Here is a 12408-nt window from a genome sequence, read left to right on the forward strand (position 1 = left end):
AGCCCGGCCCAGCCCGGCCAGCCCGGCCCAGCCCGGCCAGCCCGGCCCAGCCCGGCCAGCCCGGCCCAGCCCGGCCAGCCCGGCCCAGCCCGGCCAGCCCGGCCCAGCCCGGCCAGCCCTGCCCAGCCCGGCCAGCCCTGCCCAGCCCGGCCAGCCCTGCCCAGCCCGGCCAGCCCTGCCCAGCCCGGCCCGGCGGCGTGGTCAACGGTCCCCGCGGTCGAGGGGGACGACCATCTCCGTCAGGTACGTCGCCGGGTCGTCGGTCGCGTCCGGGCCGGTCAGGTAGATCTCCCGTGGCGGGCCCGTCTGGCGGCGGCCGTGGGCGGCGATCCACTCGAACAGGGCGTCGTAGGCCGCCCCGATCGCGTCGTACGGGCCGCGGTGGTAGGTCCGCGCCGCCACGCCCGCCGGCAGTTCGGCGGTCTCGACACCGCCGCCGGGGGGCACCGGGCGGTCCACGGGCAGCAGCAGCTCGACCTCCAGCGCGCCCTCCGGGACGAAATCACCGGGGTAGGCCACCTGCGGGGGACCGGCGGGGGTCGCGCCCTGCTCGGCGACGTGCCGGGCCAGCGCGCGGAACCCGTCCTCGATGGTCGCCGGGAGGTTGCGCACCGCGGTGCGCACCCGTTTGCGGGCGACGAGCACGCGGGGCAGCTCGATCGGTGTCACTTGGTACGGCATGACGTGAGCGTGGCCCCGCGCCTCCCCGACCGGCAGTGGCCAGCGGCCCCGACGACAACCGGTCCGACCGGCCGCGCGCACGCGTCAACCGGGTGATACCCGCCGACGACCCGGGACCGGCCGATGACAGGGCGCGCCCGGCGCACTAGGACGGAACAAATGACACCCGACAGGTGCCCTACCGCCGCGCGGTCGGTGGTGCGCGACGGACTGACCCTGCGCGCGGCGGACTACGGCGGCACGGTGGTGCTCTCGCCGATCGGCCGGCTCGACCTGTCCACGTACGCGGTGCTGCGCGACGGCCTGATCGGGCACCTGGCCGAGCAGCCGACGGCGGCGGTGGTCGTGCTCGGACCGGACTTCGAGCTGGGCAGCGACCCGATGGCCGCGACGTTCGGCCTGGTGCGGGAACGCTGCCGCACCTGGCCGCGCGTGCCGCTGGCGGTGGTCGCCACGGTCGAGCCGCACCGGCGGATGCTCCGCCGCACCGACCTCCGGCGGTTCGTGCCCTGCTTCGACAGCGTCGCCGAGGCCCTGGCGGCGCGGGCGCCCGAACGGGAGTGGGCCGCGGTCCGCCTGAGCGGCGACGACCTCCCGTACCGGGCGGGCGACTTCACCCGCCGGACGTGCACGGCGTGGGGCGGCCTGCACGAGGCGACACCCCGCGCGGTGCTGCTGGCCGTCGAACTGACCGGGGTGGCCCGCGCCTTCGGCGAGCCGTCCCCGTCGCTTCGGATCGAGCGCTTCCCGGACCAGCTCACCATCTCGGTGCGCCACACCCCCGCCACCCCGCCGACACCCGAACCGCTGCCGACCCGGGTCCACCGGCTCGGCACCGCCTGCGGCCGGACACCGCTACCGGGTGGCGACGAGGTGGTGTGGGCGGTGATCGTCCTGGCGTGACACCGCGGTGCCCGCTCGACGCCCCGCCGAGGGGTTCAGCTCCGCGTCGCCCTGGCCCTCGCGACGCGGACCCGGGCCACCAGGAACGCGACCGCCACCAGCGTCAGCGAGCCGACCAGGCGGTTCACGTCGATCGCGGGCCGCCAGCTCACCTGGCCGCCGCGGATGACGTAGGCGCCCACCGGCCGTCCGCCGACGCCGATGCCGCCGCCCTCCCCGGTCTGACCGCGCTCGTCGGTGCCGCTACCCCCGCCCGCGCCGCCGCTGACCGCGGCAGCCGGGATCACGGTCACACCGTCCTTCTCGTAGGGCTCCCCGTACACCCTGCGCACGGAGACGGCGTCCCGCGCGGCGGCGGCCAGTTCCAGCACCTTCATCGGATACCTCCCGAGCTCGTCGGTCACTTTCCGACCGTAGGCGCGGCGGGCGCGGCGCGGGCGAGCCTTTCGGCCCGTCCTTCCCCCGCCGCGGGGCCGCGGGCGGCCGGGGCCTTGGGGCCCTGGCCCGAGCGGGTCGTGACCAAGGGCTCGGCGCGGTGGTGCCGTGGGGCCGTGGTCGGTGGTCGTCGGGGCGCGGACCGTGGCAGTCGGGAACCGAGGTCGGGAGGTCGGCTGTGCGGGCGAAGTGGCAGGTGGGGGCGGCGGTGGGCGCGAGTGTGCTCGTCGTCGCGGGGATCGTCGCCGCGGTGGTGATCACCCGGGACCGCGGTGGACCGGGTGCGGTCGGCACGTCGAGCACGTCGAGCACGTCGCCGAGCACGACGACCACGTCTACGACCACGTCGGCGCCGAGGTTGCCGGGGGTGCTGGCCGTGAAGGTCGACAACGCGCCGGCCGCGCGCCCGCAGACCGGCGCGGGGTCGGCGGACGTCGTCTTCGTGGAGCCGGTGGAAGGCGGCTTGACCAGGCTGGTGCTGGTGTTCTCGACGCCTCCCGACGTGGTGGGGCCGGTGCGCAGCGCGCGGGAGACCGACCTCGACCTGCTCGCGCAGTACGGGTCGCCCGTCCTGGCGCACTCCGGCTCCGCGCCGGAGCTCGTCGCGCTGCTCGCCGAGTCCGGGGTGGTCCGCGCGTCGCCGGCGGAGGCCGGTGACGCGTTCTTCCGCGACCCGGGCCGGCCTGTACCGCACAACCTCTACGTGCGCCCCGACCGACTGCCCGCGCCGGCCGCCGGCCCGACCCGGGCGCCGACGACCGGACCCGCGCCGCCCGGCGGACGGCCGGTCACCACCTGGTCGGTGCGCTACCCGGCCACCGGGTTCGACCTGGCGTGGGCCGGGGCGTGGGCCGTCTCGGTCGACGGATCGCCGATGACCTCGACCGAATCGGGACCGGTGAGCGCGGCGAACGTGGTGGTGCAGCGCGTCCCGGTCGGGACGGGCGCGGTGGCCGAGGACACCGCGGGCAGCCCGTCGCCGGTGGCGATCACCATCGGGTCGGGGGCCGCGGTGGTCCTGCGCGACGGCTCCGCGTTCGACGTGACGTGGTCGCGCCCCACGCCGAGCGAGCCCACGCGGTTCGCCGCGGCGGACGGGTCCGAGGTGCCCCTGGCGCCCGGACGGACGTGGGTCTTCCTGGTGCCCGAGTGATCGGCGCGGTGTCCGCCGGCGCGAGTGACCGGCGCGGTGTCCGCCGGCGCGAGTGATCGGCGCGGTGTCCGCCGGCGGGAGCCCGCTCAAGCGGGCTCAGCGGTGGATCCAGCGATCCCGGGGGTTCCGGTGCGAACGCAGCAGCAGCACCGCCAGCACCACGATCCACGACATGGTCGCGTAGATGTTCACGCGCTCCCACAACCCCATCCACGGCGTCGGCAGGTCGGACGGCACGTTGCCCGCGTCCCTCCCCGCCATGAACCCGCCCACCGCCAGCAATGCGATCGTGCCGATCGAGTAGAACCGGAACGCCCGGCCGAACGCCGCCGCTCCGAACCCCATCGCGACCAGGTAGCACAGCGCTCCCAGCGCGGTGACCGTGATGTGCAGCGTGTCGGTGAACGTCGGCTCCACCCCGCGCATGTGCATCGGGCCGACCGTCGTGCCCACGATCCCGAGGACTTCCTTGACGACCAGCGCCACGGCGACCACTCGCAACGCACGCCGGCCGCCTGCCGACAGCCAGACACCGCAACCGAAGGCGATCGCCATCACGCTGTAGACCAACATCAACGGGACGGCGAGCGCGGCGGTGGGAGCGCCGATCGCGAACAGTTCGCTGACGGTGTGCTCGGTGAGGCGATAACCCTCGTACCGGCTCACGAGCAGGCCGTCGACCACCGCGTAGTACACCGGGGCCACAACGCCCAACCACAGCAGACCCGACCGCACGCTCGTGCGCCGACTCCCCAACGCTTCACTCACCACGACACTTCCCCCGAACTCGACTCGATCGCCGGAACACCGCAGTGGACAGCCGAAAGCGGCGTGATGACGACGTACGCCGGACGGGACTGGGTGTAGTAGCGCCGCCGCAGGTTCCACAGCCGCGCGTGCGCCAGCTCCGCCGTCGCGAACCGAGGGGACAGGAAGTAGCGCCACACGATGCGCGCGAGCACCGGAGCCGGCGTCATGCCGGGCACCGCTCGGGCCCGTCCCCGCACGAGCAGCCGGTCACCGTCGTGCCCGCCCTCGCCGCCGAACAGGACGGCCACCTCCGGGCAGGCGAGGACGTTGCGCACCGTCCACGACGAGGCCGCGGTCGCCGCGTAGAAACGGCCGTGGTGCGGGACGAACCACAGCGGCACGGCGAAAGGCGTGCCCTTGCGCGAACGGGTCGCGATCACCATGACGCGGGAGGTGGACAGTGCCGTGTCGAGGTCCGGCGTGCGGAAGGGGAGCGCGCTGTCGTCGTCTCCGCCGAACGGCGCGGGGGGTTGCGGGCGGGCCGCGCCGGGCACGTCCCGGAGCGAGCCGTAGTCCCAGGCGACCACCCGCCTCGGCGTCAGCCGGTAGGTCCCGTCACCGACCGGGACCGCCGTCCCCCGAACGGCCAAGGAGCGCAAGCGGAACCACTGCGGGCCGTCGTCGGCGACGACCACCACGTCCCGGCCGGCCAGGTCCGGGGCGTCACCGGGCACCCGCACGACGCGTGCGGAAGTCGCGGGATCCCCCGGCTGTTCGAGTGCCGCTTCCACGGGCACCAGGTGGATCCGGTCGTCCACCACCGCGGCCAGCGCCGCCCGTGGCGGTGTACGGGCCAGGTCGGCTACCGCCGAAGCGTCGACATCACGGGTTATCACCGGATCTCCTCCCTCTGCGGCACGTCGAGCCGGTCGTGGCGCCGTGCCCGCGCGCGGTTCCCGTCCAGCGTCCCGCTCGACCGCGAACCCGTCGCAGGGCCGAACGGACCAGGCGCTTCGGGACGTACGTCCCGGAGCGGCGGCCGTCGTCCGACCGCGACGGGACCTTCGTCCTCCTACCGCCGGGCCTTGCGGTTGTGGCGAGCCCTGACCGGGGCGATCACCCTGGGTGCACCCGGATGAGCGGACGGTGCGCCGCCGCAGAGGGAGGAGATCCGCCATGTCCGAGAAGGAAACCCGCGACGCCAGGCAGCTCGCCCAGCAAGCCGCGGAGCACACGCAGACCACGGTGGTCCGGGTGGCGGCCGGACTGCTGGCCCTCGTGTTCCTGGTCAGCGTCTCGCTCGCCCTGAGCCTCCCCACCGGGGTGCCCGGCGGGCGCGTCGGCATCGGCGTGACCGTGTTCCTGCTGTTCTGCGCCAGCCTGCTCGCCGGCGGGAGCCTGGGGTTCCTGTTCGGACTGCCGCGCAGCAGGTTCGCCGAGAAGGTGCTGGACAAGGACGACGGGGGCGAGTCGTCCGGGAAGCTGTCCACGGGGTCGCGCTACGTGGCCAACTCCAACCTGGTCAAGGTGTCGGACTGGCTGACGACGGTCGTCGTCGGCCTCACGCTGGTGAACCTGGGCCAGGCGGTCCCGACGTTCCGGGACTTCGCCTCGGCGTTGCGGGAACCGCTCGGCGGCGCGCCCTGGGCGGGCGCCCTGGGCCTGTCGGTCGTCGTCCTCGGCGTGCTGGCCGGGATGCTGCTGGTCTACCTGTGGGTCAGCATCCGGGGGAGGGCGTTGCTGGAACAGGCCGACCTGCGCCTGGAGGAAGTTCCCGAGCTGACGGGCAAGACCGTGGAGGACGCGCGGGAGACCGTGAGCGCCCTGTCGTTGAAGCTCCACGTGGAGCCCAAGGAAGCCAAGGGCGACTGGAAGGTCGTGAACCAGCGGATCGACCCGGGGACGTGCGTGAACGAGTCGACCGTGATCGAGGTGACGGCCGCGCCCGCCGGTCCGGCCCCGACCCGGTCCACGTCGCCCGACGGCGGGCAGGTGACCGCGACGACCGCCGAGTTGGTCATCTACAAGTCATGACGTGCCCACGTCGAGCCGCCGGGCGTCGGAGTCCCGGCCCGGCGGCTCGTCGAACCACTCCAGGACGCGCAGGGCGCGCAAGGTGTTCCAGCGGCTCGGCCGGCCGGTCCGCTCCATCTCGAACCACACCGCGCCGGGGTGCGGTTGCCACAGGGGCCACCGGCCGTCCGGTCCGCGTTTGGCCCGCAGCACCTCGACCGCGTCGGCCAACCGCGGGTCCCGGGGCGCCGCGGCGGCGCGGAAGTGGTCCAACGCGCGCAGCACGTCGTGGCGCCAGCGCGGCGGGAACGTCGGGCGCAGCATCTTCGGGTCGACCACGGCTCCGGTGCGGTGCGACCGGAAGAGGCGGTGTGCCAACAGGAACTCCCGGCCGCGGGCTTCCGCCTCGGTCGCGCCGCCGTGGTCGCGCAGACCGTCGAGCACGTTCGCCGTGGTGTGGAACGAGCTGTGCGTCGCGCCCTCGTGGCGCAGGCAGTTCCATCCGCCGTCCGGCAACTGCTCGCGCAACAGGTACTCCAGGAGCCGTTCACGACGCGGGTCCTCGACCCCGAAGTACGACAGCAGGCCGAGGGCGAAGCCCGTCACGCACGTTTCGCTGCGCGGTTGGGTGACGGTGACGCGGATGCCGCCGTCGTGCCACAGCGCCTCCTCCAGGAACAGCGCGGACGACTCGCGTGCGCGGGCGTCGTCCGGCGGCAGCCCGAGCTGGCGCAGCGTCAACAGCGTGTAGGTGGTCGAGAGCCACTTCCGCCCGTACAGGCGGGGCGTCCACCGGCCGGTCGGGTCGCGGTGGGCGAGCAGCCGCGCGCCCCACCCCTCGACCGCGACACGGGCCCGTTCGGGCCGCCACACCGATTCCGGCGCGCCCCGGAGGTCGCGCAGCACCTGCCAGCGGATCGACGGATCACCGGCCATCAGCCAGTCCCGGACGTCCACGTCACGACCTCCGGCGCAGGGCCGGCAGCGCCGCGCCGGCGCACCCGACCAGGACGGCGAGCAGGACCAGCGTCTCCGCCCAGTTGACCCCGCGCCCCAGCCACGCGTCCTGGAGCGCGACCCGCGGGTGCCGCAACGGCGTGAAGTCGCCGACGCGGCGCAACGTCGAGCTGAGCACCTCGGGCGGCGGGCCGCCGCCGGAGATCATCAACATGATGAACCACAGCAGCACGCCGATCCCTTGCGCCGCACGGGCGGTCGGCAGGACCGCGCCCGGGAACACGCCGACCGCGGCGAACGCGAGCGTACTGGGTGCCCGCCAGTCCCGCCATCCGCCGGACCGCTCGTGCGGGTCGATCCCGAACACCCGCACCAGCCCCGAATCCGGCCGGCGCGGCCCTTGGGCGCACTCGGCCGTCGTGGTCTTGCCCGACCCGTTCGGGCCGATGATGCCGAAGATCTCGCCCTCGGCCACCTCGAAACCCACGCCGTCCACCGCCGTCAGGTGCCCGTAGCGCTTGCGCAGTCCTTCGACGACGAGTGCGGCTGCCATTCCCCCAGGGTGGGCGGGCGCGGCCCGCTCCCGACAGGGCCCTCCGACGCCCGGCACCCGTGACCTCCGCCCCTGTCCGACCCGCCTCCGGGTCCGGGCGCGCCGGATCGCACGGGCCGTTGGTGACCTTCTGCTCTGCCGGCCCGGCGATGACCGGAGGAGCGTTGGTAGCGGAGCCCCGACGAACCCGAGGAGGGAAGCGATGACCACGAAGAACCAGGGCCCGACGACAGCCGGGCGGCGCTCGGCCAGGGACCGGGTGCGCGCGTTCAACCGGCGCTTCTTGAACCCGTTGATGCTGTCGCTGGCCGGCCGCAGGCACTGGTACGCAGCGGCCATCCGGCACGTCGGCCGCCGCACGGGCCGCGAGTACGCCACGCCCGTGGTCGCGGTGCGCGTGGACGGCCGGTTCGTCATCCCGCTGCCGTACGGGACCGGCGTGGACTGGCTGCGCAACGTCCAGGCCACCGGCCGCGCCACCCTGGACGTGAAGGGCGAGCACTACCAGGTGGTCGCGCCGCGCGTGGTCGACGCGGCCACGGCGTTGCCACTGCTGGCACCCGCGCGCCGGAGGGTGTGGCGGCTGTTCAAGATCGAGCAGTACCTGATGGTGGCCATCGAGGCCCAGACACCCTGAACGCGTCCACTGTGGATGCGCGCCGGAACGAACCGGAACCGCCGCAGCAGCATGTGCGGCACCCGGTGCCGGTAGACCCACCGCACGACGGCGGAGTCGACCTGGCCGTCCATCCACCGCGACACGAACCCGGAGACGAGTTCCAGCCCGGCGGTGCGGTCCATCTCGGCGGGAAGGGAGCGGTACAGCACCAACGAGTCCACCGCCACCTGCAACGTCATCCGACTCATCGGCGAGCGCAGACGCGGAACTCGGGACGCCAACGCGGAGTGCTCCCGCACCATCCGGCCGACCACGGCATCAGCACCCCGAGCACCCACCGCCTCCTCCACCAAGGGGCGGGCGAACCGCGACGCCCGGCCTCCCGGCCTCCACCTCTCCGAGAGTCGGATCCGGGGAAGAGGGCTCACCAGGGTCGAAGGTCCCGCACGCGCGAGACCACGGTGACTGACCGGCCCCGGACGCGCTCGGGAAAGCTCGGACGGGCACGACGAAGACCGGCGGTCCGATCACGCGGCCGGGCCGGCGCGTCGGGACCCGACCGACCCAGCGAGGAGGCACACATGACCACCGCAGTGGACGTGGACACCGCACGCGTCGAAGTCCGGCACGTCCGCGGCGAGGAGTACGTGGTGCGCATGCGCGACCACGAAGTCCACGTCGACCAGCCGGTCGCCGCCGGCGGACTCGACCGCGCGCCCAGCCCGGTGGAGCTGTTCGTCGGGTCGATGGCCGCGTGCGCCGCCTTCTACGCCGGCCGCTACCTCGACCGGCACGGGTTCGGACGGCAGGGCCTGTCCATCGTCGCCGACTACCGGATGGCCACCACACCACCCCCGCGGGTGGCCGGGGTGCGGATCGTGGTCACCCCGCCCGCGGGCCTGCCACCACGGCGACGGCAGGCGCTGCTGGCGGTCGTCGAGCACTGCACCGTCCACAACACCCTCCGCCGGCCCCTCGAAATCGAGGTGCGACTGGGCGATGGCTCCTCCTGACCCCTCCCGGCCGCGCGTGCGGCACCGGCGCGAGCACATCGGCGCCGACCTGACGAAAGACCTCACCGGACGGGCAATTCTGCTCTTCACCGGTGGACCGGCGAGGAGGACGTTCGGTCTGTGGACAAGGAACCTGGAGCACCGGTAGTGGTGGGCGTCGACGGCTCGGCCTCGGCGCTCGAAGCCGTCGCGTGGGCGGCCGACGAATGCCTGCGCCACCGTGCGCCGCTGCGCTTGGTGCACGCGTGCATGCCGCCGATCGTGAGCCGCAGCGCCTTCGCAAGCGTCGGCGAAGACCTCGACCGGGCGTTGCGGGCGCAAGGCCACAAGTGGCTGCGGCAGGCGCGGGACGCCGCACGCGCCGTCGCGCGGGACATCGCCGTCACCACCCGCCTCGCGGTCACCGGTCCCGTGCCGCTGCTGGTCGACGAGTCGGGGCGGGCCCGGCTGGTGGTGCTCGGCTCGCGGGGCCTGAGCGGTGTCGGGGGCCTGCTCGTCGGTTCCACCGCGCTCGCACTGGCCTCGCACGGCAGGTGCCCGCTCGTCGTCGTGCGGGACGCTCCCGCACCGGACGGTCCCGTGGTGGTCGGTGTGGACGGCTCGCCGGTGAGCGAGGCGGCGGTGGCGTTCGCGTTCGAGGCCGCGTCGATCCGCGGCGCGCCGCTCACCGCGGTGATGTCGTGGCAGGACTTCATGGTCGATCCGGGCTACCACGACAGGCGGATCGCCACCGACTGGACCGAGGTGGAGGAGGACGAGCGGAGGCTGCTCGCGCAGCGACTCGCCGGCTGGCAGGAGAAGTTCCCCGACGTGCACGTCGACCGGGTCGTGCGGCGGGACAACGCCGCGCGGTTGCTGGTGCGGCTCGGCGAAGGGGCGCGGTTGCTGGTGGTCGGCAGCCACGGCCACGAGGGCTTCACCGGGCTGCTGCTCGGCTCGACGGCGAGGACCCTGGTGCGCCACGCGCCCTGCCCGCTCGCGGTGGTCCGGCCGCACGACCGACCACACCGCACTTCCGGGCCGGGACACGTGCGCTGAGGTGGTGCGATGCCGCAGGCGGGGTGCGGTTCGCACGTGGCTCACCAAGCGGTCGACGAGGTCCCACGCGCACGCGGCGCGCAGTACCACGTCCGCCACGCGCACCTCGGCCCGCGTGAGCAGGTCGAACAGCAGGGTGCCGAGCCGGCGGTCGCCGGTCGCGCGGGGCGCGGGCCGGGCGCGGCGCGGGGTGCGGGGCGCGGGCCGGGCGCGGACCGGGGACGTCGCGGCGTCCGGCGGCCCGGTGCACATCCGGCACGACCGGTTCAGCCGCCCGCCACTGCCTGCTTGTAGATGCCGTGCGCCCACACCTGAAGGCCCAGCAGGGCGTTCACGTACTCACGGGCGGCCGGTAGGTCCTGGGTGGCGTTCTCCTTGAGCCGCATCGCCCGCGCGTGCCGGCGTCCGGCCTGCTCGCCGACGATCCGGCACAGCAGGTCGACGAGTTCGTCCGGCGAACCGGACTCGACGGAGTGCTCCGCCACCGGGATCACCGGCCCCACATCGAGGCCCGCGGGTTTCAGCCCGGTGAACGACGCCCCCTCACCCGCGCGGTGCAGGCGTACCGCGGTCTCGAAGAACCAGCGGTCGGCCACCTGGCGGGCGTCCGCGCCGGCCACCCGCGCCTTGCTCGCCAGTTCGAACGCCTGCCGCAGCTCCTGCTCGCCGTCGGCGTGCACGTACGGGGCCACGAGGTCGACATCGTTCTCCCGCAGGGCGCGTCGCGCGGCGACGACGACCGGTCCGTCCAGGGAATCGCAATGCGGTGGCATCGCGCACCTCCTCTCCGCTCCTGCGTCCAGCCTGAGCGGCCACGCCGCCTCCGGACCAGGGGCGAAGGTCACTGCCATCCCTGGTGGTGGTCGAGCATCTCCCTGACCGGGGGCAGGTTCGGCCAGCGGGCGGCGAGTCGGGTGCGCAGGCCCCGCAGTTCGTGGGCGACGGTGGCCCAGGGCATCGCGCGGGCTTCGCCGAGCACCGGGGAGGCGATCGCGGTGGCGGCTTCGGGTTGCCCGGCGCAGGCGTAGCAGTCGGCCAGGCGCAGGGTGAGCAGGACGGTGGCCGGTCGGAGTTGGGCGGGGACGTGGGCCAGGCAGTGTTCGGTGGCGGTGGTGGCGGCGTGGGCGAGGCGGTGGTCGGCGGTGGCCGCGGCGATGTCGCGGAACGCCGCCGCGAGCCCCGACTCGACGAGGACGTGGCCGTGGACGCCGGCGAGCCAGGACGCCTCGTGCCCGTCGTCCTCGGTCAGCCGGTCGAGGTGGTGGCGGGCCGCGGCGGCGTCGCGGGTGGTGGACAGGGCGTCCCCGGAGATGGCGTGGGCCCTCGCGGTGTAGAGGTGGGACAGGGCGCGGGTCCACGTGCGGTCGGGTGCGATGGCGGGCAGGGCTTCGGCGTAGGTCACGGCGCTGGTGGCGTCGTGTTCCAGACGGGCCAGGGTGCTCATGTCGCACATCAGGGCGGCGCGCAGGCCGATGTCGCCGCAGAGCATCGCCCAGTGCAGCCCCTTGCCGTAGAGGGCCATCGCCGCGCCGTGCCGGCCGCGCAACGTGCGCAGTTGTCCGGCGAACGCGGCGTGGGTCGCCGCCAGGTGGAGCAGCGCTCGCCGGTTCGGGCCGGGGTGGGACGTCAACGCCGAGGCGATCAGGTGGAGCACGTGTTCCACGGCGGTGTCGACGCCCACCTCGCCGTGTTCCTCGGTGATCCGGGTGTAAACGGCCAGCCGGGCGGTGAGGACGTGGACGGTGTCCTCGTCGGTGTGCGCACCGGGATCGGCGACGAAGGCCTCGTACAGCACGGCCGCGTCCTCCGACGACGGGATGTGGCAACCGTCCGCTCCGTGCAGCGGGCAGGACATGCCGAAGTGCGGCAACCGGGCGGGCCACCCGATGGGGACCCAGGCGGCCTGCCGGTCCCCGGAGACGGCGAGACCGCCGGGCAGGGGCGCGTGCGGGCCGATGCCCACGAGGTCGGCCGCGTGGGTGTCGGGGTCCGCGGTGTGCGCGAGCGCTTCGACCAGTTCCCCGCCGGCGGCGAGGACGGCGTCCACGCGGCGGACCAGGTCGAGGTCGGGTCGGCGGTGTCCGCTCTCCCAGCGGCTGATGACGCTGTGGTGGTAGCCCAGCCGCGCGGCCAGGTCTTTCTGCGACAGGCCCGCCAGCTTGCGCCGGCGCCTGAGCGTCGCGCCGAAGTCCGCTCGGACGGTGGGGTCGGCCCGCGATCGGTCGGCCACGGGATCTCCTGTCCTCCGCGAGGGGCGCTGTGAGTGTGCCCGACCTCCGCGCGTGCGACCAGC

Annotated in this window: 14 protein-coding genes; 6 read left to right on the forward strand and 8 right to left on the reverse strand. The window is 74.4% G+C overall.

Features of this window, described 5'->3' with window-relative positions; all coding sequences use genetic code 11:
- Positions 1-201 precede the first annotated feature (201 nt).
- Positions 202-681 (reverse strand): GyrI-like domain-containing protein, encoded by a 480-nt coding sequence (locus ABD126_RS28835; protein ID WP_343937119.1) that lies wholly within the window; start codon positions 679-681, stop codon positions 202-204.
- A gap of 159 nt (positions 682-840) precedes the next feature.
- Here ABD126_RS28835 and ABD126_RS28840 point away from each other — a divergent pair, with 159 nt between their 5' ends.
- Complete coding sequence (locus ABD126_RS28840; protein ID WP_343937120.1) at positions 841-1584, forward strand: STAS domain-containing protein; 744 nt, start codon at positions 841-843, stop codon at positions 1582-1584.
- A 35-nt stretch (positions 1585-1619) separates the two neighbouring features.
- Here the strand turns inward: ABD126_RS28840 and ABD126_RS28845 are convergent, their stop codons facing one another.
- Positions 1620-1988, reverse strand: a complete 369-nt coding sequence (locus tag ABD126_RS28845) for a sporulation protein (protein ID WP_343937121.1) — start codon at positions 1986-1988, stop codon at positions 1620-1622.
- Between the two features lie 209 nt (positions 1989-2197).
- On the opposite strand from ABD126_RS28845, the gene ABD126_RS28850 reads away from it, so the two are divergent.
- On the forward strand, positions 2198-3172 hold the full coding sequence (locus ABD126_RS28850; RefSeq protein ID WP_343937122.1) for a DUF3048 domain-containing protein: 975 nt from the start codon (positions 2198-2200) through the stop codon (positions 3170-3172).
- A 96-nt stretch (positions 3173-3268) separates the two neighbouring features.
- Here the strand turns inward: ABD126_RS28850 and ABD126_RS28855 are convergent, their stop codons facing one another.
- Both ABD126_RS28855 and ABD126_RS28860 read right to left on the reverse strand, forming a co-directional pair.
- On the reverse strand, positions 3269-3940 hold the full coding sequence (locus tag ABD126_RS28855) for a DUF998 domain-containing protein (protein ID WP_343937123.1): 672 nt from the start codon (positions 3938-3940) through the stop codon (positions 3269-3271).
- Positions 3937-4818 carry a pyridoxamine 5'-phosphate oxidase family protein gene (locus ABD126_RS28860; protein ID WP_343937124.1) on the reverse strand — a complete coding sequence of 294 codons (882 nt, stop codon included), beginning with the start codon at positions 4816-4818 and terminating at the stop codon, positions 3937-3939. Before ABD126_RS28860 ends, ABD126_RS28855 begins: the two co-directional genes overlap by 4 nt.
- A gap of 280 nt (positions 4819-5098) precedes the next feature.
- Between ABD126_RS28860 and ABD126_RS28865 the strand changes: the two genes are divergently transcribed.
- Positions 5099-5956, forward strand: coding sequence for a PASTA domain-containing protein (locus ABD126_RS28865; RefSeq protein WP_343937125.1), 858 nt, complete (start codon positions 5099-5101; stop codon positions 5954-5956).
- Here the strand turns inward: ABD126_RS28865 and ABD126_RS28870 are convergent.
- Both ABD126_RS28870 and ABD126_RS28875 read right to left on the reverse strand, forming a co-directional pair.
- Positions 5951-6892 (reverse strand): squalene cyclase, encoded by a 942-nt coding sequence (locus ABD126_RS28870; RefSeq protein ID WP_343937126.1) that lies wholly within the window; start codon positions 6890-6892, stop codon positions 5951-5953. The two genes, ABD126_RS28865 and ABD126_RS28870, sit on opposite strands and share 6 nt — an antisense overlap.
- Before the next feature lies 1 nt (position 6893).
- The gene (locus tag ABD126_RS28875) at positions 6894-7445 is read right to left on the reverse strand and encodes an ATP-binding cassette domain-containing protein (protein WP_343937127.1); all 552 of its coding nucleotides are present in this window, start codon (positions 7443-7445) and stop codon (positions 6894-6896) included.
- Between the two features lie 202 nt (positions 7446-7647).
- On the opposite strand from ABD126_RS28875, the gene ABD126_RS28880 reads away from it, so the two are divergent.
- From ABD126_RS28880 to ABD126_RS28890, 3 genes are all read left to right on the forward strand, one after another.
- Positions 7648-8082 carry a nitroreductase family deazaflavin-dependent oxidoreductase gene (locus tag ABD126_RS28880; RefSeq protein WP_343937128.1) on the forward strand — a complete coding sequence of 145 codons (435 nt, stop codon included), beginning with the start codon at positions 7648-7650 and terminating at the stop codon, positions 8080-8082.
- Positions 8083-8645: 563 nt separating this feature from the next.
- Entirely contained in the window at positions 8646-9077 is a 432-nt protein-coding gene (locus tag ABD126_RS28885; RefSeq protein WP_343937129.1) for an OsmC family protein, read from the forward strand.
- A gap of 120 nt (positions 9078-9197) precedes the next feature.
- On the forward strand, positions 9198-10115 hold the full coding sequence (locus tag ABD126_RS28890; RefSeq protein ID WP_343937130.1) for a universal stress protein: 918 nt from the start codon (positions 9198-9200) through the stop codon (positions 10113-10115).
- A 266-nt stretch (positions 10116-10381) separates the two neighbouring features.
- On the opposite strand, the gene ABD126_RS28895 is transcribed toward ABD126_RS28890, so the two are convergent.
- A complete protein-coding gene (locus ABD126_RS28895; protein WP_343937131.1) occupies positions 10382-10888 on the reverse strand; it encodes a DUF6448 family protein in 507 nt (168 codons plus the stop codon).
- Between the two features lie 68 nt (positions 10889-10956).
- Positions 10957-12345 carry a helix-turn-helix domain-containing protein gene (locus ABD126_RS28900; RefSeq protein ID WP_343937132.1) on the reverse strand — a complete coding sequence of 463 codons (1389 nt, stop codon included), beginning with the start codon at positions 12343-12345 and terminating at the stop codon, positions 10957-10959.
- Positions 12346-12408: the final 63 nt, after the last annotated feature.

The organism is Saccharothrix mutabilis subsp. mutabilis, from assembly GCF_039521145.1.
GTDB lineage: Bacteria > Actinomycetota > Actinomycetes > Mycobacteriales > Pseudonocardiaceae > Actinosynnema > Actinosynnema mutabilis.

What these genes read in the sequence shown, in the direction of transcription:
- ABD126_RS28835 (WP_343937119.1), bottom strand. Translation starts at nt 681, where the DNA reads ATGCCGTACCAAGTGACACCGATCGAGCTGCCCCGCGTGCTCGTCGCC.
- ABD126_RS28840 (WP_343937120.1), top strand. Translation starts at nt 841, where the DNA reads ATGACACCCGACAGGTGCCCTACCGCCGCGCGGTCGGTGGTGCGCGAC.
- ABD126_RS28865 (WP_343937125.1), top strand. Translation starts at nt 5,099, where the DNA reads ATGTCCGAGAAGGAAACCCGCGACGCCAGGCAGCTCGCCCAGCAAGCC.
- ABD126_RS28875 (WP_343937127.1), bottom strand. Translation starts at nt 7,445, where the DNA reads ATGGCAGCCGCACTCGTCGTCGAAGGACTGCGCAAGCGCTACGGGCAC.
- ABD126_RS28880 (WP_343937128.1), top strand. Translation starts at nt 7,648, where the DNA reads ATGACCACGAAGAACCAGGGCCCGACGACAGCCGGGCGGCGCTCGGCC.
- ABD126_RS28885 (WP_343937129.1), top strand. Translation starts at nt 8,646, where the DNA reads ATGACCACCGCAGTGGACGTGGACACCGCACGCGTCGAAGTCCGGCAC.
- ABD126_RS28895 (WP_343937131.1), bottom strand. Translation starts at nt 10,888, where the DNA reads ATGCCACCGCATTGCGATTCCCTGGACGGACCGGTCGTCGTCGCCGCG.